Source organism: Cryobacterium breve (genome assembly GCF_004402375.1).
Taxonomy (GTDB): Bacteria; Actinomycetota; Actinomycetes; order Actinomycetales; family Microbacteriaceae; genus Cryobacterium; species Cryobacterium breve.
Genome location: NZ_SOGJ01000021.1, coordinates 39,688 through 61,631 on the forward strand (window position 1 = coordinate 39,688; position 21,944 = coordinate 61,631).

Here is a 21,944-nt window from a genome sequence, read left to right on the forward strand (position 1 = left end):
GCAGGAGAACCCGGAACGTCCACCGGGCGATCCGCCCGAGACCCGTCCGCCTGACGGTCTACGACCGACAGCCGGATCAGAGACTACCTCTGAGCATCGTCTGGCAGAGCCCGCACACCCAGCGCCGGTTTGGCGGATGGACGAGTTCCGGGACCGATTTCTCACGGCGTTCGGCAACCTGCCTGGTTGCACTGGTCACCGAGTCACCCTGCCACCCGTGCCTATCGGCGGTCCGCACGCGCGTCGGCGCTTCGAGGCGGTGAGCGCCGGCATCCGCTGCCCGTGATCGCCGCGGCGCACTTTTGAGAACGTGGCGCAGGGCCGACCCTGCGCCGCGAGCAAGGAGGCTCGGGTATCGGATGCGGGCACGAGAGTGTCGTACTCGGTTGCACTGGGAAGCAGGGGGTGTTTTGTTGTGGCGGTGCTTCCCCAGCGAGGAGTTTCCCCGCTTGTGAACAGATACGCAATCATGGGTACGCTCAATGAGGTGCGTTTGCAGAACTAGTTGACGTGCCGCTCGGCGGGCTATGTCCCGTCGCGCTCGGCTCGAACGTGAAGGAAACACCGTGTCTGATCACGCAAGAATCAAGGGCCACACCGTGACCCGCACCGTGCACATCGAGGCCTCGCGCGCGAGCGTCTGGAAGGCGCTGACCGACCCCGAGGTGATGGTCAAGTGGTTCGGCGACGGTGTGGGGTTCGACGCGCTCGAGCCCGGTGCTACTGGCAGCATCGAGTGGGATGACTACGGCAGCTTCCCGATCGAAATCACCGAGGTGGTGCCCGACTGCTCGTTCGGCTTCCGTTGGTCGGGAATTCCCGCCGAAGAGCTCGACGAGTACTCGACGCACGTGCGCTTTACCATCGCAGATGCTGGTACCGGCACGGATGTCACGGTGATCGAATCGGGCTTCGACACACTCCCCGGCGGCACCCGCTACCGTCGCGAGCGTCTTGAGCAGAACCGAGAGGGCTGGGACGTCGAACTCGACGAGCTCGCGATCCTGCTCGAGGGTGTCACCCCGTAGTTCACGATTAGGGGAGTAGCTCGACGTGTTGGCCACGTTGTTCGGCCGGTAGAGGACTCTTCGGCAGAGCACAGAAGACGTGCGCGAGAGTGCCGAAAGATTGCCCAGTGATTCAGCGGCCTGTGAGCTATTCGGAAGAACCCGTCACAGAAGACCCCCTGCATCCCCTGGTTCGAGTGGGAGGCCGGGTTTTTTTCTTGCCGCTGTGCAGATTCTTCTTCGCTGGAAAGACGTCATGACGCCCAAGTCCTACCCACCCGAGTTCCGTCTTCCCGGGGACGTCCACTCGCGCCGCTGAAGGTGCTCAAATCCATCCAGAAGCACATCGAGAGCGAACTCGAACTCGAACTGGTCATCGCAGCCATGTCCGACCACTGAGTCGTCGTGCGGTGTCGATGTGGCGATCGCCGCAATGTTCGGGTAAAGCGTTGCCATCTCTGCGAACACCTCGGCTTGAACGCCCTGACTCGCCTCGGGTGACGCTCGTGTCTTTGGGTTGGCCGAGCTGTCGAATAACTCTTGGGTGAATCCCCACATTCGGCCGCTCAGGGCGTGCATAACGTGATGAGTAAGGTCGGGCGAGAATCCACCGGTCAGAAAGAGACCGGCGAAGGAGTCCTGATACTCCAGTACGCCGGGTGTGGGCTTGCTCCGGGATTCGATTGCCTGGCGAGCCCAACGATGGTGTTGAAAAGTACGCCTCGCGGACAACACCCGTCGACGAATCGCTTCGCGCCAGCCGGATCCCGGAACGGAAACGTCAATCTCTCGAACGATTTCTTCGACCATCCCGTCGAGCAGATCCTCTTTATCGGCGACATGTTTGTAGAGCGCCATGGGGACAACATCAAGCTCCTGGGCGAGTCGTCGCATGCTCAGTGCGTCAATTCCGACTTCGTCGGCGAGGTCGATTGCAGCCTTGAGCACACGTGCTCGGTTCAACCGGACACGTGTCGGGGAGAGCTCATGATCGCTCATTCTCAGAACCTTTCCGCATCGCGGCCCATGCTGGTATCGAGTGTACGCGGTACGCTCTTCAGCTCATTTCCCGCAGGGTTGTGCCGTGGGCGCTCAGCTCGGTCGTCGGCCCCAATCGCCTCTTGGCCTGAATCCGGCGATCAGATTTGGGATCAAGGGGCGCGTTGAACAGCGGGGGCCCTTGATATGAGACAAATTGTGTCGACTAAAGAGCAATTCACCTGATCCAGAAGGACATCTCGTAGACGCACGTTTCACACACCACCCGCGTCGTGTCGCACGTCATCGATGACTCCAAACCCCGTGTCTTCTGCGGGTTTGGTCCCGGCGATGAAACTGGCCGAGAGAGTGGGCCGGCGGCGGCTGGCCGACAAATGGTTGAGCGTCCCACTGACAAGGGCGCGAGCGCCGGCCAGGCTACCGTCCTCGACCTGCACCGGTTCCCCCGCGTTCTTCTTCACCAGCACCCCGACCCGGCACGACCTGGACGCCAAGTGGAACAACGCGAGAAGTGAGGCTCAGCGCACAACCACGCCCCAGCACGCCGCCGCATCTCTGATCAGATAACGACTCCCAACCTCGGTCGGTCGGTGGAATGAGGCCTAGGACAGCGTCGAACTGAGCAGCAGACTCGTCTCACTGTTAACGACGCCCTCGACGGAGCGAATCTGGCCGAGTAGCCGGTCGAAGTTGCTCAGCGTGTCGGTCCGGATCTCGGCCACCAGGTCCCAGCCGCCGTTCGTGGTGTGCAGTGCCCGGACCTCGGGAAATCCGCGAAGTTGGCTGATCGCCCGATCTGTTGAGCGCCCCTCGACCTCGATGAGCGCGATCGCCCGGATCGAGTCGGGATCCCGCTCTTCGCGAACCCGGACGGAGAATCCGAGGACGGTGCCCGAGTCCAGCAGTCGCTGGAGTCGGATGTTCACCGTTGCCCTCGTGACTCCGAGGTCATGGGCGAGCGTGGTGACGGGGGTTCTCCCATCCGCCCGCAACGCGCCGATAAGGCGGCGATCAAGGTCGTCGAGCGTGTACATGATTCACACTGTACAGCCATGGTAATCATCTTGAGAGATTGATGGAACATATTGGCTCGGTCTGCTCGTTACGCGTGCACATTGCCCGGTCATAGGCTAATTATAGAAAACAAAGAGAAGGTTGCCGTGGTGCGTTTTATGAACGTGAAGAACATCGCCGCTCGGCCGTTCGGCTTCGACATCGTCGTGGTAGCGAGCGTGCGGAACGCGGTGGCAGGCGCCGACATCATCACGACCTCCACAGCTGATATGACCCAGGCGGCGGGACGCACGCACTACGACTAGATCGCCATCTTCGACTCGGTCGATTTTGCCATCGAGGACTCATCGGGACTGCGCTACCTGCGCGATTCGGTCGCCGGCGCCTCATTCTTCGTCGAACTCGATCTGATCGCCGGTCCCGTCGATCCTCAGAACCTATTTGGTCTGGTCGCTGACGTCACTGTCTCGATTTCTGCTCGGACGAAAGCGCCGGCTCTATGGGGCGGTGATCGGCGTGCCGCAAATGTCAAGTCCAATCACCGCGTTTCTTAGCACCTGATCAGCCATTGCCCTGCGTCGGTTTCTGACATGCTCCACCGAAATGCACGGCAGATTTCAAGAACATCCATTTCAAGAACATCCATTTCAAGAACATCCGTGAACTCGCCACTTAGTTCCCTCGGCCGCTAGGCCCGGAAACCTTTCGACCTGACGATCGGATGTCACATATCCGTATCAACGCCGGAGGTCATTATGGTCCAACCAAGGTCCGAGGTCGGGTCTGTCCCGACCGAGCCCGAGGGGCGCACAACCGAGCGCGCCCTGTCCCTGCCTCAGTCGACAGCACTGATTATGGGCAGTATCATCGGTGTCGGCATCTTCTCGCTGCCCTACGCATTAGCGTCGTATGGCCCGATCAGCCTGGTCGCCATGGGCCTCGCCACCGTCGGGGCGGTCGCGCTTGCGCTGATGTTCGCGGTGATGTCGCGACGCCTCCCGGCTGCCGGCGGACCGTATGCCTATGCACGCTCAGGGTTCGGCAACGCGGCCGGGTTCGTTAACGCCTGGTCCTACTGGATCACGGCATGGGCGGGCAACGCGGCGATCGTCGTTGGCTGGGTGTACTACGTCGAGCACTTCCTCAACAAGGACGGCGCGGTCGGCTGGTCCATCCTGATCGCCCTCGTCGGGTTGTGGATCCCGGCCGTGATCAACCTGACTGGCGTGCGCGCGATGGGTTCGGTCCAGGTCTGGACGACGGTGCTGAAGTTTATCCCGCTGGCCATCATGTCGACCGTCGGATTGTTATTCATTAAGGCGGGGAACTTCACGCCGTGGAACCTCAGCGGTGACAGCAGCCTGTCGGCGATCGGTGGAGCGATGGCGATCGCACTGTTCAGCTATTTGGGCGTCGAGACCGCGGCCGTTGCCGCGGCGAAGGTCCGCGATCCAGAACGGAATGTCCCGAAGGCGACCATCTACGGCACGCTCGCTAGCGCCATCGTCTACCTGCTGTCGATGGTTGCCGTCTTCGGCATCGTGCCTGCCTCGCAGTTGGCAATGGACGTGAACAAAGCGTCCTACTCCGTCGCGGCCAACTCGATCGTCGGCGGCGGTTCCTGGGCCGGGGACTTGGTGGCTTTGGCCGTCATCGTCTCCGGCATCGGCGCGCTGAACGGCTGGACAATGATCTGCGCGGAGATGCCGTTGGCTGCCGCGAAGGACGGGCTGTTCCCGGCACGGTTCGGGGGCCTGTCGCGGCGCCGGGTTCCGGCCTTCGGGATCATCGCGTCCACCGCGCTGGCGTCGGTCGCCGTGGTGATCAGCTATCTGGGAACCAGCGGCTCAACGGTGTTTACCACCCTGGTCCTGATGACCGGGATCACGGCGGCCGTGCCCTACGCATTCTCCGCCTTGGTCCAGATCAAGTGGCGTTGGCGGGACAGTCACCCAGTCCACACCTCACGGTTCGTGTTCGATGTGTCGGTGGCGATCGTGGCGTTGATCTTCTCGGTCGCCTTCATCTACTACTCCAGGAACACCAGCGACTTGTGGTACGTCGTCTGGGGCCCGTTCCTGATGGCCGGCGGCGCGTTTGTCGTCGGGATCCCGGTCTACCTTGCGCAGCGGCACCGGATGACTGAGCCGGCCCCCGTGCCCGAGTACCGCTGAGCATTTACACCATCAATATAGTGAGGAATAGCCATGCCATTTCGTGTTGAATCCGAGGTAGGAGTGCTCCGCCAGGTGATCGTCCACCGGCCGGGTCTCGAGCTCAGCCGGCTGACCCCGGACAACGTCGACGACCTGCTCTTCGACGACGTCATGTGGGCCGATCGGGCCAGGGAAGAGCACGACGCGTTCGTCGGCCAGCTCAGAGAGCGCAACGTGACGGTGCACTACTTCCGCGAATTGCTCGCCGCGGCGCTGGACGCGCCGGGTGCCCGGGAGTTCCTGCAGAAGTGTCTGACCACGGCCATCCGGTTCGGGCCCGCGCTGGACAAGCCGCTGGAGCGGATCGTCGACCAAACGTCGTCGGAGATGCTTTCCGAACTCCTGATCGGGGGCGTGCTCAAAAGTGACGTCATGCCGTTGCTGCACACGCCCAGCCTTCTGATGGAGTCCCTCGGCATCGACGACTTCCTGCTGCGCCCCTTGCCCAACCACCTGTTCCAGCGCGATAACTCGGCCTGGATCTACGGCGCCCTGAGCATCAACCCGATGGCCAAGCGGGCCCGCAAACGCGAGACCATCAACTCTCGCCTGATCTACAAGTTCCACCCGATGTTCCGCGACGCCGGGCTGGAGATCGTCTACGGCGACGATTCCCTGCCCCACGAGCCCGCTACCGTCGAGGGCGGTGACGTGCTCGTGATCGGGAATGGGGTGCTGATGATCGGGATGGGCGAGCGGACCTCGCCCCAGGGGGTCGAGACACTGGCCCGACTGCTCTTCCAAGGCGGCCATGTCCGCCAGGTGATCGTCGTCGAGTTGCCGAAAGAGCGGGCGTTCATGCACCTGGACACCGCCATGACAATGGTCGACAGGGACGCGTTCTCCGTATATCCGTACCTGCCCGACACGCTGCGCGCGTTCATGCTCACCCCGGTGGGGTCCGGCGGCGACTACGACATCACGGAGCACACGGACCTGTTTCCTCTCGTGGCCGAGGCCCTCGGCGTCGACAAGGTCCGGGTCCTGCGCACCCCAATCGATCGCGCGGGTGCGCAGCGAGAGCAGTGGAACGATGGAAATAACTTCCTCGCCGTTTCCCCCGGCGTCGTGCTGGGCTATGAGCGGAACACGACCGCCAATCGATACCTCGCCGACGAGGGCATCGAAGTCGTACCCGTCGTGGGATCTGAGCTCGGCCGCGGCCGCGGCGGTCCGCGATGTCTGTCCTGTCCAATCGAAAGAGATGCGGTGATCCTGTGAGCTTTAACCTGCACAACCGGAGTTTCCTTAAGGAAATCGACTTCACCCCGAAGGAGTGGAAGTTCCTCATCGGGCTGGCCGCGGACCTCAAGGCAGCCAAATACGCCGGCACTGAGCTGCCGCGGCTAACCGGGAAGAACATCGCCCTCATCTTCGAGAAGACCTCCACCCGGACCCGCTGCGCCATGGAGGTCGCCGCGCACGACCAGGGCGCCCACGTGACCTACCTCGATCCGAGCGGGTCGCAGATGGGGCACAAGGAGTCCGTCAAGGACACCGCGCGGGTGCTGGGCGGGATGTTCGACGCCATCGAGTATCGAGGCTCGGCGCAGACCAACGTCGAGACACTGGCCGCGTCGTCGGGCGTGCCGGTGTGGAACGGGTTGACGGACGAGTGGCACCCCACCCAGTCGCTGTGCGACATGCTCACGATGCGCGAGAACTCCACCAAGAACGACCACGAGATCGCCTTCGCGTACCTCGGAGACGCGCACAACAACGTCGCGAACTCGCTTCTGGTGGCAGGGGCGCTGATGGGGATGGACGTGCGCATCGTGGCCCCCCGCCAGCTGTGGAACACCGACGAAGTGATCGCGGCCGCCCAGGCCATCGCCGAAAGCACGGGCGCGCGGCTGACCCACACTGAGGACGTCGCCGAGGGCGTGGCCGGGGTCGACTTCATCTACACCGACATCTGGGTCTCCATGGGCGAGCCCAAGGAAACTTGGGACGAACGCATCGCCGCCTTGCTTCCCTACCAGGTCACGACGGACGTCCTGGCTAAGACCAGCAACCCCGACGTCAAGTTCATGCACTGCCTGCCGGCGTTCCACGACCGGAACACGGCCGTCGGGGAACAACTGTTCAAGCAGACCGGCCTCAGCGAGCTTGAGGTCACGGACGAGGTGTTCGAGTCGTCCAGCTCCATCGTGTTCGCTCAGGCCGAGAACCGGATGCATTCGATCAAGGCGATCATGGTCGCCACCCTGGGTTCCTGATGCGCATCGTGGTCGCTCTCGGCGGCAACGCGCTCCAGGAGCGCGGCGCCCCGATGACGGTGCAGAACCAGCGTGCCAACGTCGCCAAGGCATGTGCCGCGCTGGCGCCAATCGCCCAGGAGCATCAGCTGGTGATCTCCCACGGCAACGGGCCGCAGGTCGGACTGCTCGCGCTCCAGGCGGCCGCCTACGACCACACGTCCGAGTACCCTTTTGACGTCTTGGGCGCCCAGACAGAGGGAATGATCGGGTACATGATCGAACAAGAACTCGGCAACCGACTCCCGTTCGAAAAGTCGATCGCGACGATCCTGACAATGACCGAGGTGGACCCGGCGGACCCGGCGTTCACGGACCCGACGAAGTTCGTCGGGCCGGTGTACGACGCCGACGAGGCGCGTCGCCTGGCGGCGCTTCGGGGGTGGGTCGTCAAACCCGACGGCGACCACTGGCGTCGGGTGGTGCCCTCGCCCATGCCGCAGCGGATCTTCGAGCTGAGCACGATAAAAACGCTGGTGGCGGCCGGCACGGTGGTGATCTGCGCCGGCGGCGGTGGCATACCCACCATGTACCAGCCCGGCTCCCGCAATCTCATCGGCGTCGACGCTGTGATCGACAAGGACCGGGCCAGCGCGGTGCTGGCCCGGGACCTCGAGGCCGACTCCCTCGTGATCGCCACCGACGCGGACGCCGTCTACACCGGCTGGGGGACGCCAGAACAGCGCGCCATCATGCTCGTCCACCCGGACACGCTCGCGGGCTTCGACTTCCCGGCGGGCTCGATGGGACCCAAGGTTGAGGCGGCGATCGACTTCGCCCGCAACACCGGTCGCGACGCCTTCATCGGATCCCTGACAGAATTGCCGGCGCTCCTGGACGGAACCGCGGGCACCCGGGTCTCCGTGACAGCCAACGGCGTGGCCTACCGCTGACCCCGCGGTCCCCGACGCCGGTCCACGGCGGCTGACGGGGGCGGCGGAAACCTGCCCGGGCCGACTCAACGGTCCGGGCAGGTGCGCGTAGACGGCAGGTGGGCAGCGCAGCCTTCTCTCGCAACCAGGTCATGTCAGGAGTAACGGCCTCGAGAATAATTTGGCGATCGGAGTCAAAACGCGAATCAGTCCGCCGATTTCGCCACCAGCAACCTGCGTGGCTCGAGGCTGAAATCCTCGCGTGAGGGCTTTTACAGATTCTTGATCCGCACGAAGAACATATAAGCTCTGCGATCCCATTGACCCTGACCAGGATAAGGAATGAAACCTGGGCGGCCGCCAACCAGAGGACGCGCTTGCTTGAACGCGGCCTTGACCTCGACCTTGGAACCGGCCAGCTGACCATGGGAAACCGGCTGGACAGCCCTGTCCGCGGCGGCCTGCGGCCCACGTTATCGTGCAGAAAATCGGTTGAATTCCTATTCCTGACCGCGTCGAGCTCAGCTTCTACGCCCAGGGCATTTGAACAGCCGGGCGCAGGATCGCCTCCAGCGGGTCAACTCGATGCGGAAGTAGGCCGGCTAACGCTTCCGAGCTGACCCGAGGGCGCAATAGTGCTCCTCTGCATGCTGTTAAGAGCTGGTGCAGTACGGATCACCGATCGCTTGACAAGCGTACGGTGTACACCGTAGCTTCCTACTATGAAGTGTACGCCGTACACGTTAATGGTTTGAAGAGATGAAGGGATCATCATGAAGTTGTACAGACCCACCGCCGTCACCGCCGGAGTGTTCTTCCTGCTCACGGAGGTCACCGCAATAGCGGCGGTCGCTCTCTATGGCCCGATCCTGACCGGGGCCGATTACATCACCGGCGCCGGGGCCGATGGTTCGATCCTCCTCGGTGTGCTGTTCGAACTTCTCCTGGTGATCGCCGCAGTGAGCACCGCTATCACGCTGTACCCGATCCTGAAGCGGCAGCACGAGGGCCTAGCCCTGGCGTTCGTCGCTGCTCGTGTGCTGGAAGCAGTACTCATCCTCGTCGGATCTTTGAGTCTGTTGACGATTGTCACGCTCCGTCAGCAGTTCGAGTCAACCACAGACGCCGACCCGGTCACCCTGTCCACCATCGGCTCCACGCTTGTGGCCTTGCGAAACTGGACCTACCTGTTCGGGCCGGGCTTCGCTCTCGGGGCCGCCTCGCTGCTGCTGGCCTCGCTGATGTACTCGTCCCGCCTGGTGCCTCGGGGCATAGCCGTGCTCGGCCTCGTCGGCGGCGCACTGATCGGTCTCTCCGCCATCGCCGTAGTGCTGGGCTTGTACGGGCAGTTCTCGACCCTCGGCCTCGTCGTTGCGCTCCCGGTGTTCGCCTGGGAACTATCTCTCGCGCTCTGGCTGATCCTCAAAGGCTTTCGCCCAGTGAGCATTCTGAACTCTCCCGCTCCTCCTCTCGTTGCGGCCGTGCCCTGAGCTTCGATCCACCGGTCGACACGAGATCCGTATGGTCGACAGTCGCGGACAAGAGACGTGGGCCCATGGTTCGGTAAATAGTTGCCGTAGTGAGCGCTATTCGTCCCGATCGAAAGAACGTTCTCAGATTAAAGCCTCGTTGGCTCCTCAATCCGGGACTCCTCAATCCGGGACTCCTCAATCCGGCCGGTGGGTCGAGGCTTGGTACGATCCCGATCGGTGTTGCGAGCAGCAACTAACGGAGGCGGCTGCGAGGGCTGCGAGGGGGTGGGAGGCCGACCCGTATCTCAGACCACGGCGTGGATGAGACGTGCGACGGTGGTCGCGTGCGTCAGTTGCGGGTGATGGCCAGCACTATGGATGACGTGGACCGGAATGGGTCGCCCGTCACGTGACACCGCTGCGGCACTTCCCGCGTCGACGAGTAACGGATCATCCGACCCGACAATCAGCTGCACGTCGCCCGGGTATTCAGCGAGTAGACGAGCAAGATTTCGACGGCGCTTCGGTTGGGACGCCCCGCGGAGGAGGCGTGCGGTGGCTCGAGCGCTTCCTCGGCGCAGGTCCGCGACGCTCGGCTGAAGCTTCTCGGCCTGGTCCTGACTTCCCGTGAGCACGTGTGCCAAACGCGCAGCAGTGACGGTTGCGAAGTACGCCCATGCGAGGGGGGGCATCCGCTGCGTGAGCGCAGGTCGGGACTGGAGAAAATCGGGCGAGACCAGTGTCAGGCGCGCAATGAGGCCCGGGTGATCTGCCGCGTACTCCAGAGCCAGTGCGGCACCGACAGAATGACCCACGAGATGAATGTTTCTCCTATCACCGATTACCGAGTCGAGCCAGGCATGCCAATCATGCGCTGATCCCGCGCTCGACCCCAGTCCCGGCAGGTCGAGGACCCGGCCGCCGACCAGGTGGGCGGTTTCCGCCCACGTCTCGGCACTCACCGGCAGGCCCGGCAACACGATCGTGTGGGCGTCGGACTTCCCAAGGGAGAAGGTGCGAACACCGGCTTGACTCGTGAACATTCGCACTGCCACAGAGGGCGGAATCATGCCAAATCGATGGGCGACGAGGTAGTCCGCCCATCGCTTGAGTGAGACGCTCACGTCGGGGTGACGCAGTCCGTGACTTTCCGCGAGATCGTTGGCCGAGGATGTCGGATACCGATCCGAGGAGAGGAAACTCAACGTTTCGGGGTGGGCCTTCGTGAGTCCCGGTGGCAGTGCACGCAGGAGCCGGACCGGAATTCGAAACCGGGGCGCACGAACGCCGAGATGATCCGCGAGAATCGTCAACATCGTTGGGAGCGGAGGTGTCGCGTCATCGAGTGGCCAGAAAGATTGGCTCTGGGTGCTTGGCACGACTGGGAGGAGAGCCATGAATGCCGCAAGGTAGTCAACGGTCACGACGGGAACGAACGTGTCGTCCCCGCCTGGCAATGCCGCAAGGTTTCCGTTATGAAGCTCGCGGATGGTGCCGGCGATGCCGAGGAGCTGCTCCGACTCGCCCGTGACCGAGTCTCCGATCACGGTCGCTGGATTCACGATGGTCCAGGGAACGCCGAGTTCTGAGGCGGTGGCTTGGACCACGGCATCGGACTCGACCTTGGAAGCCTCGTAGGCACCCAAGCAGGCGTACTCCGCCGCCACTCGCGCGGAAGACCACGGCACGTGCGCTGGATCCTGTCCGCCCACCCGATAGCCGGAGAGGTGTACCAGCCTGGTCAGGGCGGGCAGCTGCGAGGCGAAAACCACGATCCGCTCGGATGATGTGACATTGGCTGCACGTGCCTGATTGATCGTCATTCCGAAGCGATAGGCACCTGCGACGTTGTAGACCTCGGTTACACCGCCGATCGAACGATCCGCCGGGTCCAGCCCGAGGCGCGCATCATCGAAGTCGACGAGGACATGATCTACATGCCGACCCGTACCGTGGGCGGCGAGCCACAAGGAGAGCTGCGCATACGAGCGTTCGCTCCGCACGGCCGCGACGACGGCGACCCCTCGCGCGAGCAACTCACGCACTAGCCACCGACCGATGAATCCGCTCGCTCCGAAGACGAGTGCCGTCCGAGAGGCGCTCAACGGTCTCCCTCCTGGCTGTTGCCGGGGGCAAACAGGAGTTTCAGCGCTCTGGCAGCCGAGACGAGCGGCTCCGTGCTCCGTTGCGCGCGGCACACAATCAGCGCGCCTTCGATGAGACAGATTGCCGCCGTGGCCAGGCCACGGGTGTCACCTGTGTGGAACGTCGCCAAATACGCCTCCAGCGGTGCAATCCACGATGCGTAGGCGTCGCGGCACGCTGCACGAAGCTGCTCGTCTTCAGACCCGGCGTCGAGCGTGACAGCGGCGACGGGGCAGGCATCACGGAAGTCGCTCCCGACTAGTTGTCCGATAAGCCCCTCGACCATGGTGTCGACAAGCCCGTCAACGGAATCGGTCATCGCGATGCCTTCCGAGATCGAGAGCCGGAACTGTGCGGCAGTCAGAAGAATGGCGGCGCTTCCCAGTTGCGATTTACCGCCCGGAAAGTGGTAGTACAACGACCCCCGCGGAGCGCCCGAGTGTTCAAGGACCGCAGTGAGGCCGGCGCCGTGGTACCCCTTGTCTTGAATGAGTTGGAGCATCGACTCAGTGAGGCGCTGACGAGTTGCATCGCCCTTCGTGAAGAGTGCGTTCATCCCAAAAATATAGACCAGTCTGTATATTCCGTCAATGATCATCTCAGTGTGACGCACACCCATCTCCTAGGTGATGTCACCGCCGGTCGACGTGTGGCGATCGGGTCGACCTGCACGCGCTTCAACCGATAGGCCCGACATCCACGGGGATAAGTGACACAATGCCCACTCGTCCACGTTCGAGGTCACCCCGAGCAGCAGGGATTCCCCGGACGCTGTCCCAGAGTCTTCAACTTCCTTCTGGTCGCTGAGCTGCAGGGATTGCCCTGCGTGTCAAACCGGAGGCCAATAGCCCCGAGTAAGTCCGTCGGTTGAGGTCGGGTGAGATTCGTGGAGTCCAACCGTGTCCAGCCCTCCTGATAGCCGGACGTGACGGTAGTCCCATGAATCTCGGCAGTCCCGGCCCCCCGTGCGGGCGGTCCCATGGCCGGGGGTTCCCCGCGAGGTCGCCCGGTCAACTCACTTGAACGCTGACCGGAGAGCCTTCAGGCTGACCTTGGGATCGTGCAGTCCCTGGTAGATCGGAGGGATGGGACGGTCGACGCCGAAGAGCTCGTACACCGCGTGCATGGCCCCGTGCACGGAGTACTCCACCGTGAAGACGACGTCCCCCGGGAGCTCGGTGAACTGGCCGAGGAACGCGAAGTTCTGCGCGCCGTCCGGGATGACCTTGGGGCGGTCTTCCGGGACCCGGCGGCTGAACAGCGCCGAGGCGTAGGGCATCATCACGCTGGTCACGTCGGTGGTGGCGAGCACCTCGTCAAGGATGTCCTCGAAGCCGAGTTGGTGGATGAGCTCAGTCAAGATCTCCCTGCCGGTGGCCTGCGACATTTTCTTCTTGACGAAGTCACCCTCGTCGTCGATCTCGAAGCCGTAGCCCCACAGCGTGTAGGTGTTCTGTGGCATGTCGGGGAAGTGCGGCTGGGCAGGCACAACCATCGACAGGTGCCACCCCGACTCGATGAACGTGGTCAACGCCCCGGTTCCCGGTTCGTTTCCCGTGTACTCGACGATGCGGTTGAGTAGCCGGTCGCTGTGCATCGTCAGTGTGAACGACTCCCACTTGTTCTCGTCGATGTTGCCGTAGAAGGTATTGGGGCGCCCGAAGTCGGGGGCCTGCTTGGCGATCTCCTCCCACAACGACCAGGCACCGTCCACGCGGTCCCGGATCAGCGGTGGCACCGTGTCATTGCCGCCATAGGTGGTGTCAGCGGTGATGGACCCAATGGTGATGAAGGTGTAGTCGTTCGTGCCGAGCGAGATCGCCCCGGTGCCGGCGGAGTCCTCGACGTGCAGGCGTATTGCACGCCGTGGCTGATCTGCGCCGGCAAAGTCGACATTGGTGACGCGCGTGCCGAAGCGGACGTCGACGCCCTGGGACACGAGCCAGCGTTGCAGCGGCACGATCATCGAGTCGTATTGGTTGTACGTGGTGCGGCAGATTCCCCCGACCGTGTCGAGGAGGTCAAATTCCTGGACGAATCGCAGGAAGTAGCGGCGCAGCTCAATGACCGAGTGCCACTTCTGAAAGGCGAACATGGTCCGCCACATGTGCCAGAAGTTGGTCTCGAAGAAGTGCTTGCCGAACACCTCATCGATGCGACGAGCCCCGAGGGCCTTCTCGCTCATTGCCAGCATGCGAGTCATGGCGAGCCGGTCGCGGGTGCTCAGTCCGTAGCTCGAGGCGTCCAGGATGCGGTGCTGCGCGTCGACCAGACGCGCGCGGGCATGGGTTTTCATGGTGGCATTGAAGGCGAGGGTTTCCTGGCGAACGGTCACCTCTGGATTCTCAAGGGAGGGGATGGTGGAGAAGAGGTCCCAGACGGTCTGGTACGCCTGCTCCTCAAACATCCGCCCGCCGCGTGTCACATAGGTACCAGGGACCACGGGGGACTTCGCCCCGTCCATGCCGCCACCGGTGACGTCGAGTTGCTCGAGGATGTGAATGTTCGGGCCGGGCACCTGGGCGTCGCGGATGGCGAAGGCGGCGGCCGCCATGCCGGCGATCCCCCCACCGACGATCCACAGGTGGGCCTGTTTCGGATCAATGGTCATGGTTGTTCCTCTCTATCGATGCGTGCTGTAGGACTGGAATCCAGAACGGGGCCTCGCTCGACCCAGCTGAATCGCGGGGGCTGCTCAATAGGCAGCCTGAAGTGCCGTGACCAGGACCTTCGGGTCGTGCAGACCTTTGAAAATCGGCGGAATCTCCCGGTCGACCCCGAGGAACTCGTACACCGCGTGCATGGCCCCGTGGATCGAGTACTCCACGGTGAACACGACGTCGCCGGGAAGCTCGGTGAATTGCCCGAGGAACGCGAAGTTCTGCGCACCGTCGGGGATGACCTTGGGACGGTCGCCCGGAACGCGCCGGGCGAACAGCGCGGAGGCGTACGGCATCATCGACGTCGTGACGTCGGTCGTGGCGATCACCTCATCGAGGATGTCCTCGAAGCCGAACTGGTGGATGAGCTCGGTGAGGATCTCGGTGCCGGTCGCCTGCGCCATGGTCTTCTTGACGTAGTCGCCCTCATTGTCGATCTCCAGCCCCCAACCCCACATCGTGTAGGTGCCCTCGGGCTGATTGGCGAAGTGCGGCTGCGCCACCACGACGGCTGACATGTACCAGCCCGAATCGATTAACGTCGTCATGGCACCGGTACCCAGGTCGTTGCCGGTGTACTCGACCCACCGCTTGATGAGCGTATCGCTGTGCATCGTGAGGGTGAACGATTCCCATTTGCTTTCGTCGACGTTGCCGCAGAAGGTATTGGGGCGACCGAAGTCCGGGGCCTTCTTAGCCAACTTCTCCCAGAGTGACCAGCTGCCGTCCACCCGGTCCCGGACCAGCGGCGGCACGGTGTCGTTGTCGCCGTAGGTGGTGTCGGCGACGTTGGAGCCGATGGTGATGAAGGCGAAGTCGTTCTGGCCGAGATCGATTGTGCTGCTGCCGGCCGAGTCCTCCACGTGCAGGCAGGTTGCGCGCCGCCGCTGGGGAGAGTTTGTGAAGTCGACGTCGGTGACGCGCGAGCCGAGACGAACGTTGACGCCCTGGGCCACAAGCCAGCGCTGGAGTGGCACGATCATCGAGTCGTTCTGGTTGTATTTGGTCCGCCGCACTCCGGAGAGCGTGTCGAGGTTTTCGAACTCCTGGATGAAGCGCAGGAAGTAGCGGCGAAGCTCGGCAGCGGAGTTCCACTTCTGGAACGCGAACGTGGTGCGCCACATGTGCCAAAAATTTGTCTGCAATAAGTGTGCGCTGAACAGGTCTTCGATGCGGCGGGCGCCAAGGGTCTTCTCGCTCAGGGCGAGTATGCGCGATATCTCAAAACGGTCGCGCGTGTTCAGGCCATAGTCGGTGGCGTCCAGGATGCGGTGCCGCGCATCCGCCAGCCGGGTCTTGCCGTGGGTCTCGTGCTTGTCGTTCCAATCCAGCATCTCCTCCCGGACGGTGACATCCGGGTCCTCGAGCGAGGGAATCGTTGCGAACAGGTCCCACGTGGTCTGGTACACCTCCTCGCAGAACATCCGGGCCCCGCGCGTGACCATGGCGCCACGAATCGCCGGAGAGTCCACGGCATCCATGGCACCGCCAACGTGACCCAGCTCCTCGAGGATGTGGATGTTCACGCCGGGTACCCCGGCGTCGCGGATAGCGAAGGCCGCAGTCGCCATGCCGGCGATCCCGCCACCCACGATCCAGACGTGTGCCTCTTTCGGTTCGATCGTCATGGTCGTTCCTCTCGTTCGACTGACCCTGAATGAATCGGAGTAGAATCGTTTAGGAGCGTAATCCGCAATTTATGGATCGCGCAAATCGGCCCAAGAAACGTGCAACCATAAGCGAGACCACCCGTGCGGAAGGAGCGTTGCCTGTGACACCATCGGAGGCACCGCCTGTGCTCGCAACGGTCGGCCGACGGGCTCGCAATAAGGCGGATAAGCAGCAACGGATCTTCGAGGCGGCATCGGAGCTGTTCACCAGGCTGGGCTACTCGGCAGTGACGACGCAGATGATCGCGGACCAGGCTGACGTCGGAACGGGCACGCTGTTCCGCTACGCCAGCTCGAAAGCGGAACTGCTGATGATGGTAATGAACGAGAAGATGCGGCTCGACACCCGCGAGGGCATTGCCGCGTCCGCGTCCCCCACCTCGCCGACCGAAGCGATCATGGCGTTGCTGGCGCCGCAGATCCACCTGCCACCGGCATTCTCCGAGAACACCGCCGTGTACCAGAGAGAGATCCTCTTCGGCGCCGAGCAGGGGCAGTACCGCACCGAGGCACTCGCTCGGATCTCCGAGCTCGAGAACGCGATCGGGGACATCCTGAGAAGGTTCACCGGCACGCTCTGGGTCAGGCCGGGGGTTGACCTCAATGGCGCGGCGCGAACAACCTTCTCCACGCTGCACATGGAACTGATTCGCGTCAGCATCGGGCGCGAGGATCCCCAGACGCTGACGGCGACCTTACGTGCACACGTCGATGTCCTGTTGTACGGGGTTTTCGCCCAGAGATAGAGGACGGGCTGGCGCCTACACGCGAGCGCGCTGCAGTGACTGGGTGATCGTGCTGGCCTCCTCGAGCAGCAACTGGCCTAGTACTGCGCGGCGTTCCGGCGTGAAGCGCCGCTCGATGCCGGTCAGTGACAGCGCCCAGCCGGGCAGGCCGGCGCGGTCGAAGATCGCGGCGCCCATGCCCCAGCTGCCTTCCAGGATGAGTCCAGGGTTGACCGAGTAGCCGGTGATCCGGGTCTCTTCCAGGTTGGCGCGGATAGCCGCAGGCGAGTGATTCTCACCCCAGCGCTGAGCGAAGGCGGCGTCTTGCGCGAGGAACTGCTCGATCTCGGTCTCCGGCAGATAGGCGAGGATGGCCAGGCCCGCCGACGCGACTCCCAGCGGCAGTCGCAGACCTTCGTGCAGCACGAAGGAACGAATCGGAAAACTGCCCTCCTCCCGGAGCAGGCACACGGTTTCGCCGCCGCGCCGGATGGAGAGGAACGCGCTTTCGCCGGTGTCCTCCGCCAGTCGGAGCAGGCTCGGCCGGGCCAACTCCTCGATCGGGTAGCGGTGAGTGGCGACCGCGCCCATCACGAAGATCTCCGGTCCGTAGTGCCAGGTGTGCCTGGCCGGGTCATGGTCGAGCAGGCCTTCCGCGGCCAGAGAACTGAGCAACCGGTGCACCGTGGGTCGGGTCAGGCCGGAATCCCGCACGATCTCCGCCAGGGGCGTCCCGGCGGGATTGCGCCCGACGAGCTGCAGAATGCGGGCGATTCGGGTGACCACCTGGGCTCCCTGCACGGGCACGGAGTGATTGGGCTTGATGCCGGTCACGAGTACTCCTGTCCATAATGTGGATATTAGAAAGCGTAGTGTTCACTGCGTGGATACCCAAGAGATTGCATCACTTGGCCGTGATTGACAGTCCCACAGAACGCCCCCTAACATGACCAACGGATGCTGTGTCCACAAAGTGGATGTATTCCCGGATGCTCAACGAGGAGAATTCCATGACCAAAGTTCGGTCCAGCGCAGGCGAGGCTCTCAGCGACGTGCTCCACGACGGTATGACTCTGGCGGTCGGGGGCTTCGGCCTCAGCGGCATCCCAGCCGACCTGATCGACGCGGTGCGGGCATCCGGTGTGAAAGACCTCACCGTGGTCTCCAACAACATGGGCGTCGACGGCAAGGGCCTCGGTGTGCTGCTCGAAGCCGGTCAGGTGCGACGCGTGATCGCCTCCTACGTGGGCGAGAACAAGCTCTTCGCCGAGCAACTCCTCGACGGCCGGCTCGAGGTTGAATTCAGCCCGCAGGGCACCTTGGCGGAGCGGCTCCGCGCGGGCGGAGCCGGCATTCCCGCGTTCTACACGAAGACCGGCGTGGGCACCCTGATCGCTGAGGGCAAGCGGCTGGCCGACTTCGACGGTGAGACCTATCTTCAGGAACGGGCGATCATCGCGGATGTCTCCCTCGTGCACGCCTACCGGGCCGACACCGAGGGCAATCTCGTCTACCGCTACACCGCCCGCAACTTCAACCCAGTGGTGGCCACGGCCGGTCGTGTGACGATCGCCGAGGCCGAGGTCATCGTGGAGCGCGGCGAGATCGATCCCCACGACGTCGTTACTCCGGGAGTGTTCGTGCAACGGCTGGTGCAGGCCTCGAACCGGGTCAAACACATCGAGCAGCGCACGGTGCGCCCGCGCCCGGGCGGCGTGCCGGCCTGACGCAGGGCCAGCACGCATCCGCCAGCACCGCCAGCACCGCCAGCACCGACCACCCCCGACCGCAAGGAGCAAGACCATGGCATGGACGCGCGACGAAATGGCCGCAATCGCGGCTGAGGAACTCTGCGACGGCGACTACGTGAACCTGGGGATCGGTATCCCGACGCTCGTCGCCAACAACCTGCCCGACGGGGTGGCGGTCACGCTGCAGAGTGAGAACGGGCTGCTCGGCATGGGTCCGTTCCCGTTCGAGGGCGAGGAGGACGCCGACCTCATCAACGCCGGCAAGCAGACCGTCACGGTTCAGCCCGGCGGGTCGATCTTCGACTCGTCGGCGTCGTTCGGAATGATTCGGGGCGGCCACATCAAGGTCGCCATCCTCGGCGCCATGCAGGTGTCGGGCCAGGGAGACCTGGCCAACTGGACCATCCCGGGAAAGATGGTCAAGGGCATGGGTGGCGCCATGGACCTGGTCGCGGGAACGCCGCGCGTCATCGTGCTCACCGAACACACGGCCAGGGACGGGTCGCCGAAAATCGTCACCGAGTGCAGCCTCCCTCTGACCGGCCTGAAGGTCGTCGACCGCATCATCTCCGACATTGCCGTCTTCGATGTGACGGATGCCGGCCTCCTGCTGCGACGCCTGGCCCCCGGCGTCACCGCCGACGCGGTGCGTGCCGCCACAGAGCCGGACTTCGCCGTTGCCGCCGACCTGGACGGATGAGGTGGCCTCTGCGGCCACTGCCCACGCGGACTGATCGCCGCCGATATCGACTCCGGCCACGCGATGTGGCCCGGAATCATGGGTGCCGTCGAGGATGAATTCTTCGACGGGCCGGTGTGGGACACCAACGCCGGACCTCCCGGCTTCGCCACCTGGACGGCCGACCGCCTCGCGCCTGCGCCCGTTCCGTCCGGCGGCTGGAGCACCCAGAGCACCGGCGGATCGGCATCCGCTAGCATGTCGTCCGCCGGAAAGGCGTCACTGACGACCTGATCTCCTTCGACGCGGGTTTTCTCACGTAGCACTCGGGCCCTGCGCGACTCAGGGCAATCTGAGGCCGCATCGACCTGTCACGGACTACCCCATGTGGCTGCGGGCGAAAGCGGATGCCGCGGCGACCTGCTCCGGCGCCGGGCGCACCCCGGTATAGCGTTCGAATTGCTCCGCCGCCTGCAGAGCGATGACCTCGGCCCCCGTGATCACTGCTTTGCCGGCCGCCCGCGCGGCCAGGATGAGTGGAGTCTCGGCGGGCAGGGCGACCACGTCGAACACGCAGGTCGCGGCGGCGATGGCCTCGGCAGAGTAGGACAGGTCACCCGCCTCGGCCCCGCCCTGCATCCCGATCGGGGTGACATTCACCAGCAACGGCGCGGAGAGGCCGTCCGGCTCGGCCGCCCAGCCGTAGCCGAGTTCGTGGGCGAGGTCCCGGCCTCGAACCTTGTTCCGCGCGATCAGGGTGCCGTGCTCGAACCCGGAATCGCGGAAGGCGGCCGCGACGGCCTTGGCCATACCGCCGCTGCCGCGCAGCAGAAAGGGGGTGGCCGGGTCGATGGCCCGCGCACGGATCAGATCGGCCGCGGCGATGTAGTCGGTGTTCGAGGCCCGCAGGCACCCGTCGTCGTTGACGATGGTGTTGATCGACTGGATGGCGCTCGCCGAGGCATCCATCTCGTCGACCAGGGCGATGACGTCTTCCTTGAAAGGCATCGACACGGAGCAGCCACGGATGCCCAGGGCGCGCACGCCGCCGATCGCGGAGGCGAGATTGGTCGTGGTGAACGCCTTGTAGACGAAGTCGAGCCCCAGCTCGGCGTAGAGGTAGTTGTGGAAGCGTGTGCCGAAGTTGCTGGGCCGGGCCGCGAGGGAGATGCAGAGGCGGGTGTCTTTGTTGAGCAGGGGCTGCGGAGTCATGCGCTCAAGTCTAGGAGCGGGATGGAAGCGGTTCGAGACCGCCGAACCACGACAAGCGCTGCTAAAAATCAACAAAGAAGAACCGCACTCATGGCTCAGCGACGTAAGTGCGCGACCCGACGCGACGGGTCAGCCTCCGGTGGACTCCCGCACGATCAGCTCCGGCTGGAACTCGATCTGCTCGTGCTCGAAGTCATCGCCGCCAGCGGCTTCGCGCAGCAGCAGGTCGACGGCCGTGTGGCCGATCAGCGTGCTCGGCTGGCGAATCGACGAGAGCGGCACTATGGCGGCCGCGGCGAAGGCAATGTCGTCATAGCCGATGAGCGCGACGTCGGCCGGAACCCGCACGTCGCCCAGCATGCTGAGGGCCTGCAACACGCCGATGGCGAGCAGGTCGTTGGCCGCGAACACCGCATCCGGACGGTCGGCGGGGTCGCGGGCGCGCAGTTGTTCGCCCGCGAATCGTCCTTGAAGCACCGAGAGCGCCTCCGTGTCGATCACTTCGAGGGAGACCCCCGGGTGCTCTCGCACGGCCTGCCGTGCACCTTCGAGCCGGTCAGCAACCTGACGGATGCTCTGCGGCCCGCCCACGAACGCGATCCGGGTGCGTCCGATCGCCGCCAGATGCTCCACGGCGAGATGCCCGCCGGCCACGTCGTCGACGGCCACGGAGGAAAAGCTGTGGTCGGCCGTCTTGCGGTCGACGAGCACGGTGGGCGTGCCGCGGGCGCGCAGGCGGGTGAGGCGGTCCCCGACGTCGCCGAGCGGGGAGATCAGCACGCCGTGCACCCGCTGCTCCTCGAACAGATCGAGGTAGGCACCCTCTCGGTCGAGGTTCTCGTCGCTGTTGCCGAGGAGCACAGTGAGGCCATCCTCGGCGGCCCTGGCTTCTGCGCCGCGCGCGACATCAGTGAAGAAGGGGTTGGCGACGTCGAGCACCACGAGCCCGATACTACGGCTGCGGCCGGCCCGGAGCTGGCGGGCGGCGTCGTTGCGCACGAACCCGAGCTCGGAGATGGCTTCCTGCACGCGTTCCACCGTGGCCGGGGCGACCTTGTCGGGGCGATTGAGGACGTTGGACACCGTGCCTACCGAGACTCCGGCCCGCGCGGCGACATCGCGCACGCTGATAGCTGCCACGGCCACCCCTTCTGACGCCCTGTGTGAAGTCTAGAACACCGGCTCGACGTTTGAATCGAATCAGAGCACGTCACCCGCGCCAGGTCTCGGTTGAATCTCGTTTTGCGTCACAGAAAAATCTGAC

Annotated in this window: 21 protein-coding genes; 11 read left to right on the forward strand and 10 right to left on the reverse strand. The window is 64.0% G+C overall.

All coding sequences use genetic code 11. The features are described from left to right. Positions 1-566 precede the first annotated feature (566 nt). A complete protein-coding gene (locus E3O65_RS08010) occupies positions 567-1,028 on the forward strand; it encodes an SRPBCC domain-containing protein (protein ID WP_166785693.1) in 462 nt (153 codons plus the stop codon). A gap of 249 nt (positions 1,029-1,277) precedes the next feature. On the opposite strand, the gene E3O65_RS08015 is transcribed toward E3O65_RS08010, so the two are convergent. From E3O65_RS08015 to E3O65_RS08025, 3 genes are all read right to left on the reverse strand, one after another. Continuing rightward, positions 1,278-2,006: a TetR/AcrR family transcriptional regulator gene (locus E3O65_RS08015; protein WP_134363223.1), complete on the reverse strand. Its 729-nt coding sequence runs from the start codon at positions 2,004-2,006 to the stop codon at positions 1,278-1,280. A 254-nt stretch (positions 2,007-2,260) separates the two neighbouring features. Next, positions 2,261-2,467 carry a hypothetical protein gene (locus E3O65_RS08020; protein WP_134363224.1) on the reverse strand — a complete coding sequence of 69 codons (207 nt, stop codon included), beginning with the start codon at positions 2,465-2,467 and terminating at the stop codon, positions 2,261-2,263. Positions 2,468-2,608: 141 nt separating this feature from the next. Further along, entirely contained in the window at positions 2,609-3,040 is a 432-nt protein-coding gene (locus tag E3O65_RS08025; protein WP_134363225.1) for an Lrp/AsnC family transcriptional regulator, read from the reverse strand. A 126-nt stretch (positions 3,041-3,166) separates the two neighbouring features. On the opposite strand from E3O65_RS08025, the gene E3O65_RS08030 reads away from it, so the two are divergent. The 6 genes from E3O65_RS08030 (at position 3,167) to E3O65_RS08055 (ending at position 9,856) form a co-directional block, all read left to right on the forward strand. Further along, positions 3,167-3,325 (forward strand): hypothetical protein, encoded by a 159-nt coding sequence (locus E3O65_RS08030; RefSeq protein WP_134363226.1) that lies wholly within the window; start codon positions 3,167-3,169, stop codon positions 3,323-3,325. A 450-nt stretch (positions 3,326-3,775) separates the two neighbouring features. After that, positions 3,776-5,194 carry an APC family permease gene (locus tag E3O65_RS08035; protein WP_134363227.1) on the forward strand — a complete coding sequence of 473 codons (1,419 nt, stop codon included), beginning with the start codon at positions 3,776-3,778 and terminating at the stop codon, positions 5,192-5,194. Positions 5,195-5,227: 33 nt separating this feature from the next. Beyond that, positions 5,228-6,457 (forward strand): arginine deiminase, encoded by a 1,230-nt coding sequence (locus E3O65_RS08040; RefSeq protein ID WP_134363228.1) that lies wholly within the window; start codon positions 5,228-5,230, stop codon positions 6,455-6,457. Then, entirely contained in the window at positions 6,454-7,455 is a 1,002-nt protein-coding gene (gene argF / locus E3O65_RS08045) for an ornithine carbamoyltransferase (RefSeq protein WP_134363229.1), read from the forward strand. The genes E3O65_RS08040 and argF overlap by 4 nt, the downstream gene beginning before the upstream one ends. Further along, positions 7,455-8,387: a carbamate kinase gene (gene arcC / locus E3O65_RS08050; RefSeq protein WP_134363230.1), complete on the forward strand. Its 933-nt coding sequence runs from the start codon at positions 7,455-7,457 to the stop codon at positions 8,385-8,387. The genes argF and arcC overlap by 1 nt, the downstream gene beginning before the upstream one ends. Positions 8,388-9,139: 752 nt before the next feature. Next, complete coding sequence (locus E3O65_RS08055) at positions 9,140-9,856, forward strand: DUF4386 domain-containing protein (protein ID WP_134363231.1); 717 nt, start codon at positions 9,140-9,142, stop codon at positions 9,854-9,856. A gap of 287 nt (positions 9,857-10,143) precedes the next feature. Here the strand turns inward: E3O65_RS08055 and E3O65_RS08060 are convergent, their stop codons facing one another. From E3O65_RS08060 to E3O65_RS08075, 4 genes are all read right to left on the reverse strand, one after another. Then, the gene (locus E3O65_RS08060; RefSeq protein ID WP_134363232.1) at positions 10,144-11,943 is read right to left on the reverse strand and encodes an alpha/beta fold hydrolase; all 1,800 of its coding nucleotides are present in this window, start codon (positions 11,941-11,943) and stop codon (positions 10,144-10,146) included. After that, a complete protein-coding gene (locus E3O65_RS08065; protein ID WP_134363233.1) occupies positions 11,940-12,539 on the reverse strand; it encodes a TetR/AcrR family transcriptional regulator in 600 nt (199 codons plus the stop codon). Before E3O65_RS08065 ends, E3O65_RS08060 begins: the two co-directional genes overlap by 4 nt. A 459-nt stretch (positions 12,540-12,998) precedes the next feature. Continuing rightward, positions 12,999-14,594 carry an oleate hydratase gene (locus E3O65_RS08070; RefSeq protein ID WP_134363234.1) on the reverse strand — a complete coding sequence of 532 codons (1,596 nt, stop codon included), beginning with the start codon at positions 14,592-14,594 and terminating at the stop codon, positions 12,999-13,001. Positions 14,595-14,678: 84 nt separating this feature from the next. Next, positions 14,679-16,271: an oleate hydratase gene (locus tag E3O65_RS08075; RefSeq protein WP_134363235.1), complete on the reverse strand. Its 1,593-nt coding sequence runs from the start codon at positions 16,269-16,271 to the stop codon at positions 14,679-14,681. Between the two features lie 167 nt (positions 16,272-16,438). Between E3O65_RS08075 and E3O65_RS08080 the strand changes: the two genes are divergently transcribed. Then, complete coding sequence (locus E3O65_RS08080) at positions 16,439-17,059, forward strand: TetR/AcrR family transcriptional regulator (protein ID WP_241985805.1); 621 nt, start codon at positions 16,439-16,441, stop codon at positions 17,057-17,059. A 15-nt stretch (positions 17,060-17,074) separates the two neighbouring features. Here the strand turns inward: E3O65_RS08080 and E3O65_RS08085 are convergent, their stop codons facing one another. Further along, positions 17,075-17,872, reverse strand: coding sequence for an IclR family transcriptional regulator (locus E3O65_RS08085; protein WP_241985806.1), 798 nt, complete (start codon positions 17,870-17,872; stop codon positions 17,075-17,077). A gap of 176 nt (positions 17,873-18,048) precedes the next feature. Between E3O65_RS08085 and E3O65_RS08090 the strand changes: the two genes are divergently transcribed. The 3 genes from E3O65_RS08090 (at position 18,049) to E3O65_RS08100 (ending at position 19,762) form a co-directional block, all read left to right on the forward strand. Next, positions 18,049-18,765 carry a CoA transferase subunit A gene (locus E3O65_RS08090; protein WP_134363237.1) on the forward strand — a complete coding sequence of 239 codons (717 nt, stop codon included), beginning with the start codon at positions 18,049-18,051 and terminating at the stop codon, positions 18,763-18,765. A gap of 76 nt (positions 18,766-18,841) precedes the next feature. After that, positions 18,842-19,489 carry a 3-oxoacid CoA-transferase subunit B gene (locus E3O65_RS08095; protein WP_134363238.1) on the forward strand — a complete coding sequence of 216 codons (648 nt, stop codon included), beginning with the start codon at positions 18,842-18,844 and terminating at the stop codon, positions 19,487-19,489. Positions 19,490-19,567: 78 nt separating this feature from the next. Next, positions 19,568-19,762, forward strand: coding sequence for a hypothetical protein (locus tag E3O65_RS08100; protein WP_166785694.1), 195 nt, complete (start codon positions 19,568-19,570; stop codon positions 19,760-19,762). A gap of 84 nt (positions 19,763-19,846) precedes the next feature. Here E3O65_RS08100 and E3O65_RS08105 read toward each other — a convergent pair whose 3' ends face one another. After that, a complete protein-coding gene (locus tag E3O65_RS08105; protein ID WP_134363240.1) occupies positions 19,847-20,680 on the reverse strand; it encodes a shikimate 5-dehydrogenase in 834 nt (277 codons plus the stop codon). Positions 20,681-20,809: 129 nt separating this feature from the next. Continuing rightward, positions 20,810-21,820, reverse strand: coding sequence for a LacI family DNA-binding transcriptional regulator (locus tag E3O65_RS08110; RefSeq protein WP_134363241.1), 1,011 nt, complete (start codon positions 21,818-21,820; stop codon positions 20,810-20,812). Between the last annotated feature and the right edge of the window lie 124 nt (positions 21,821-21,944).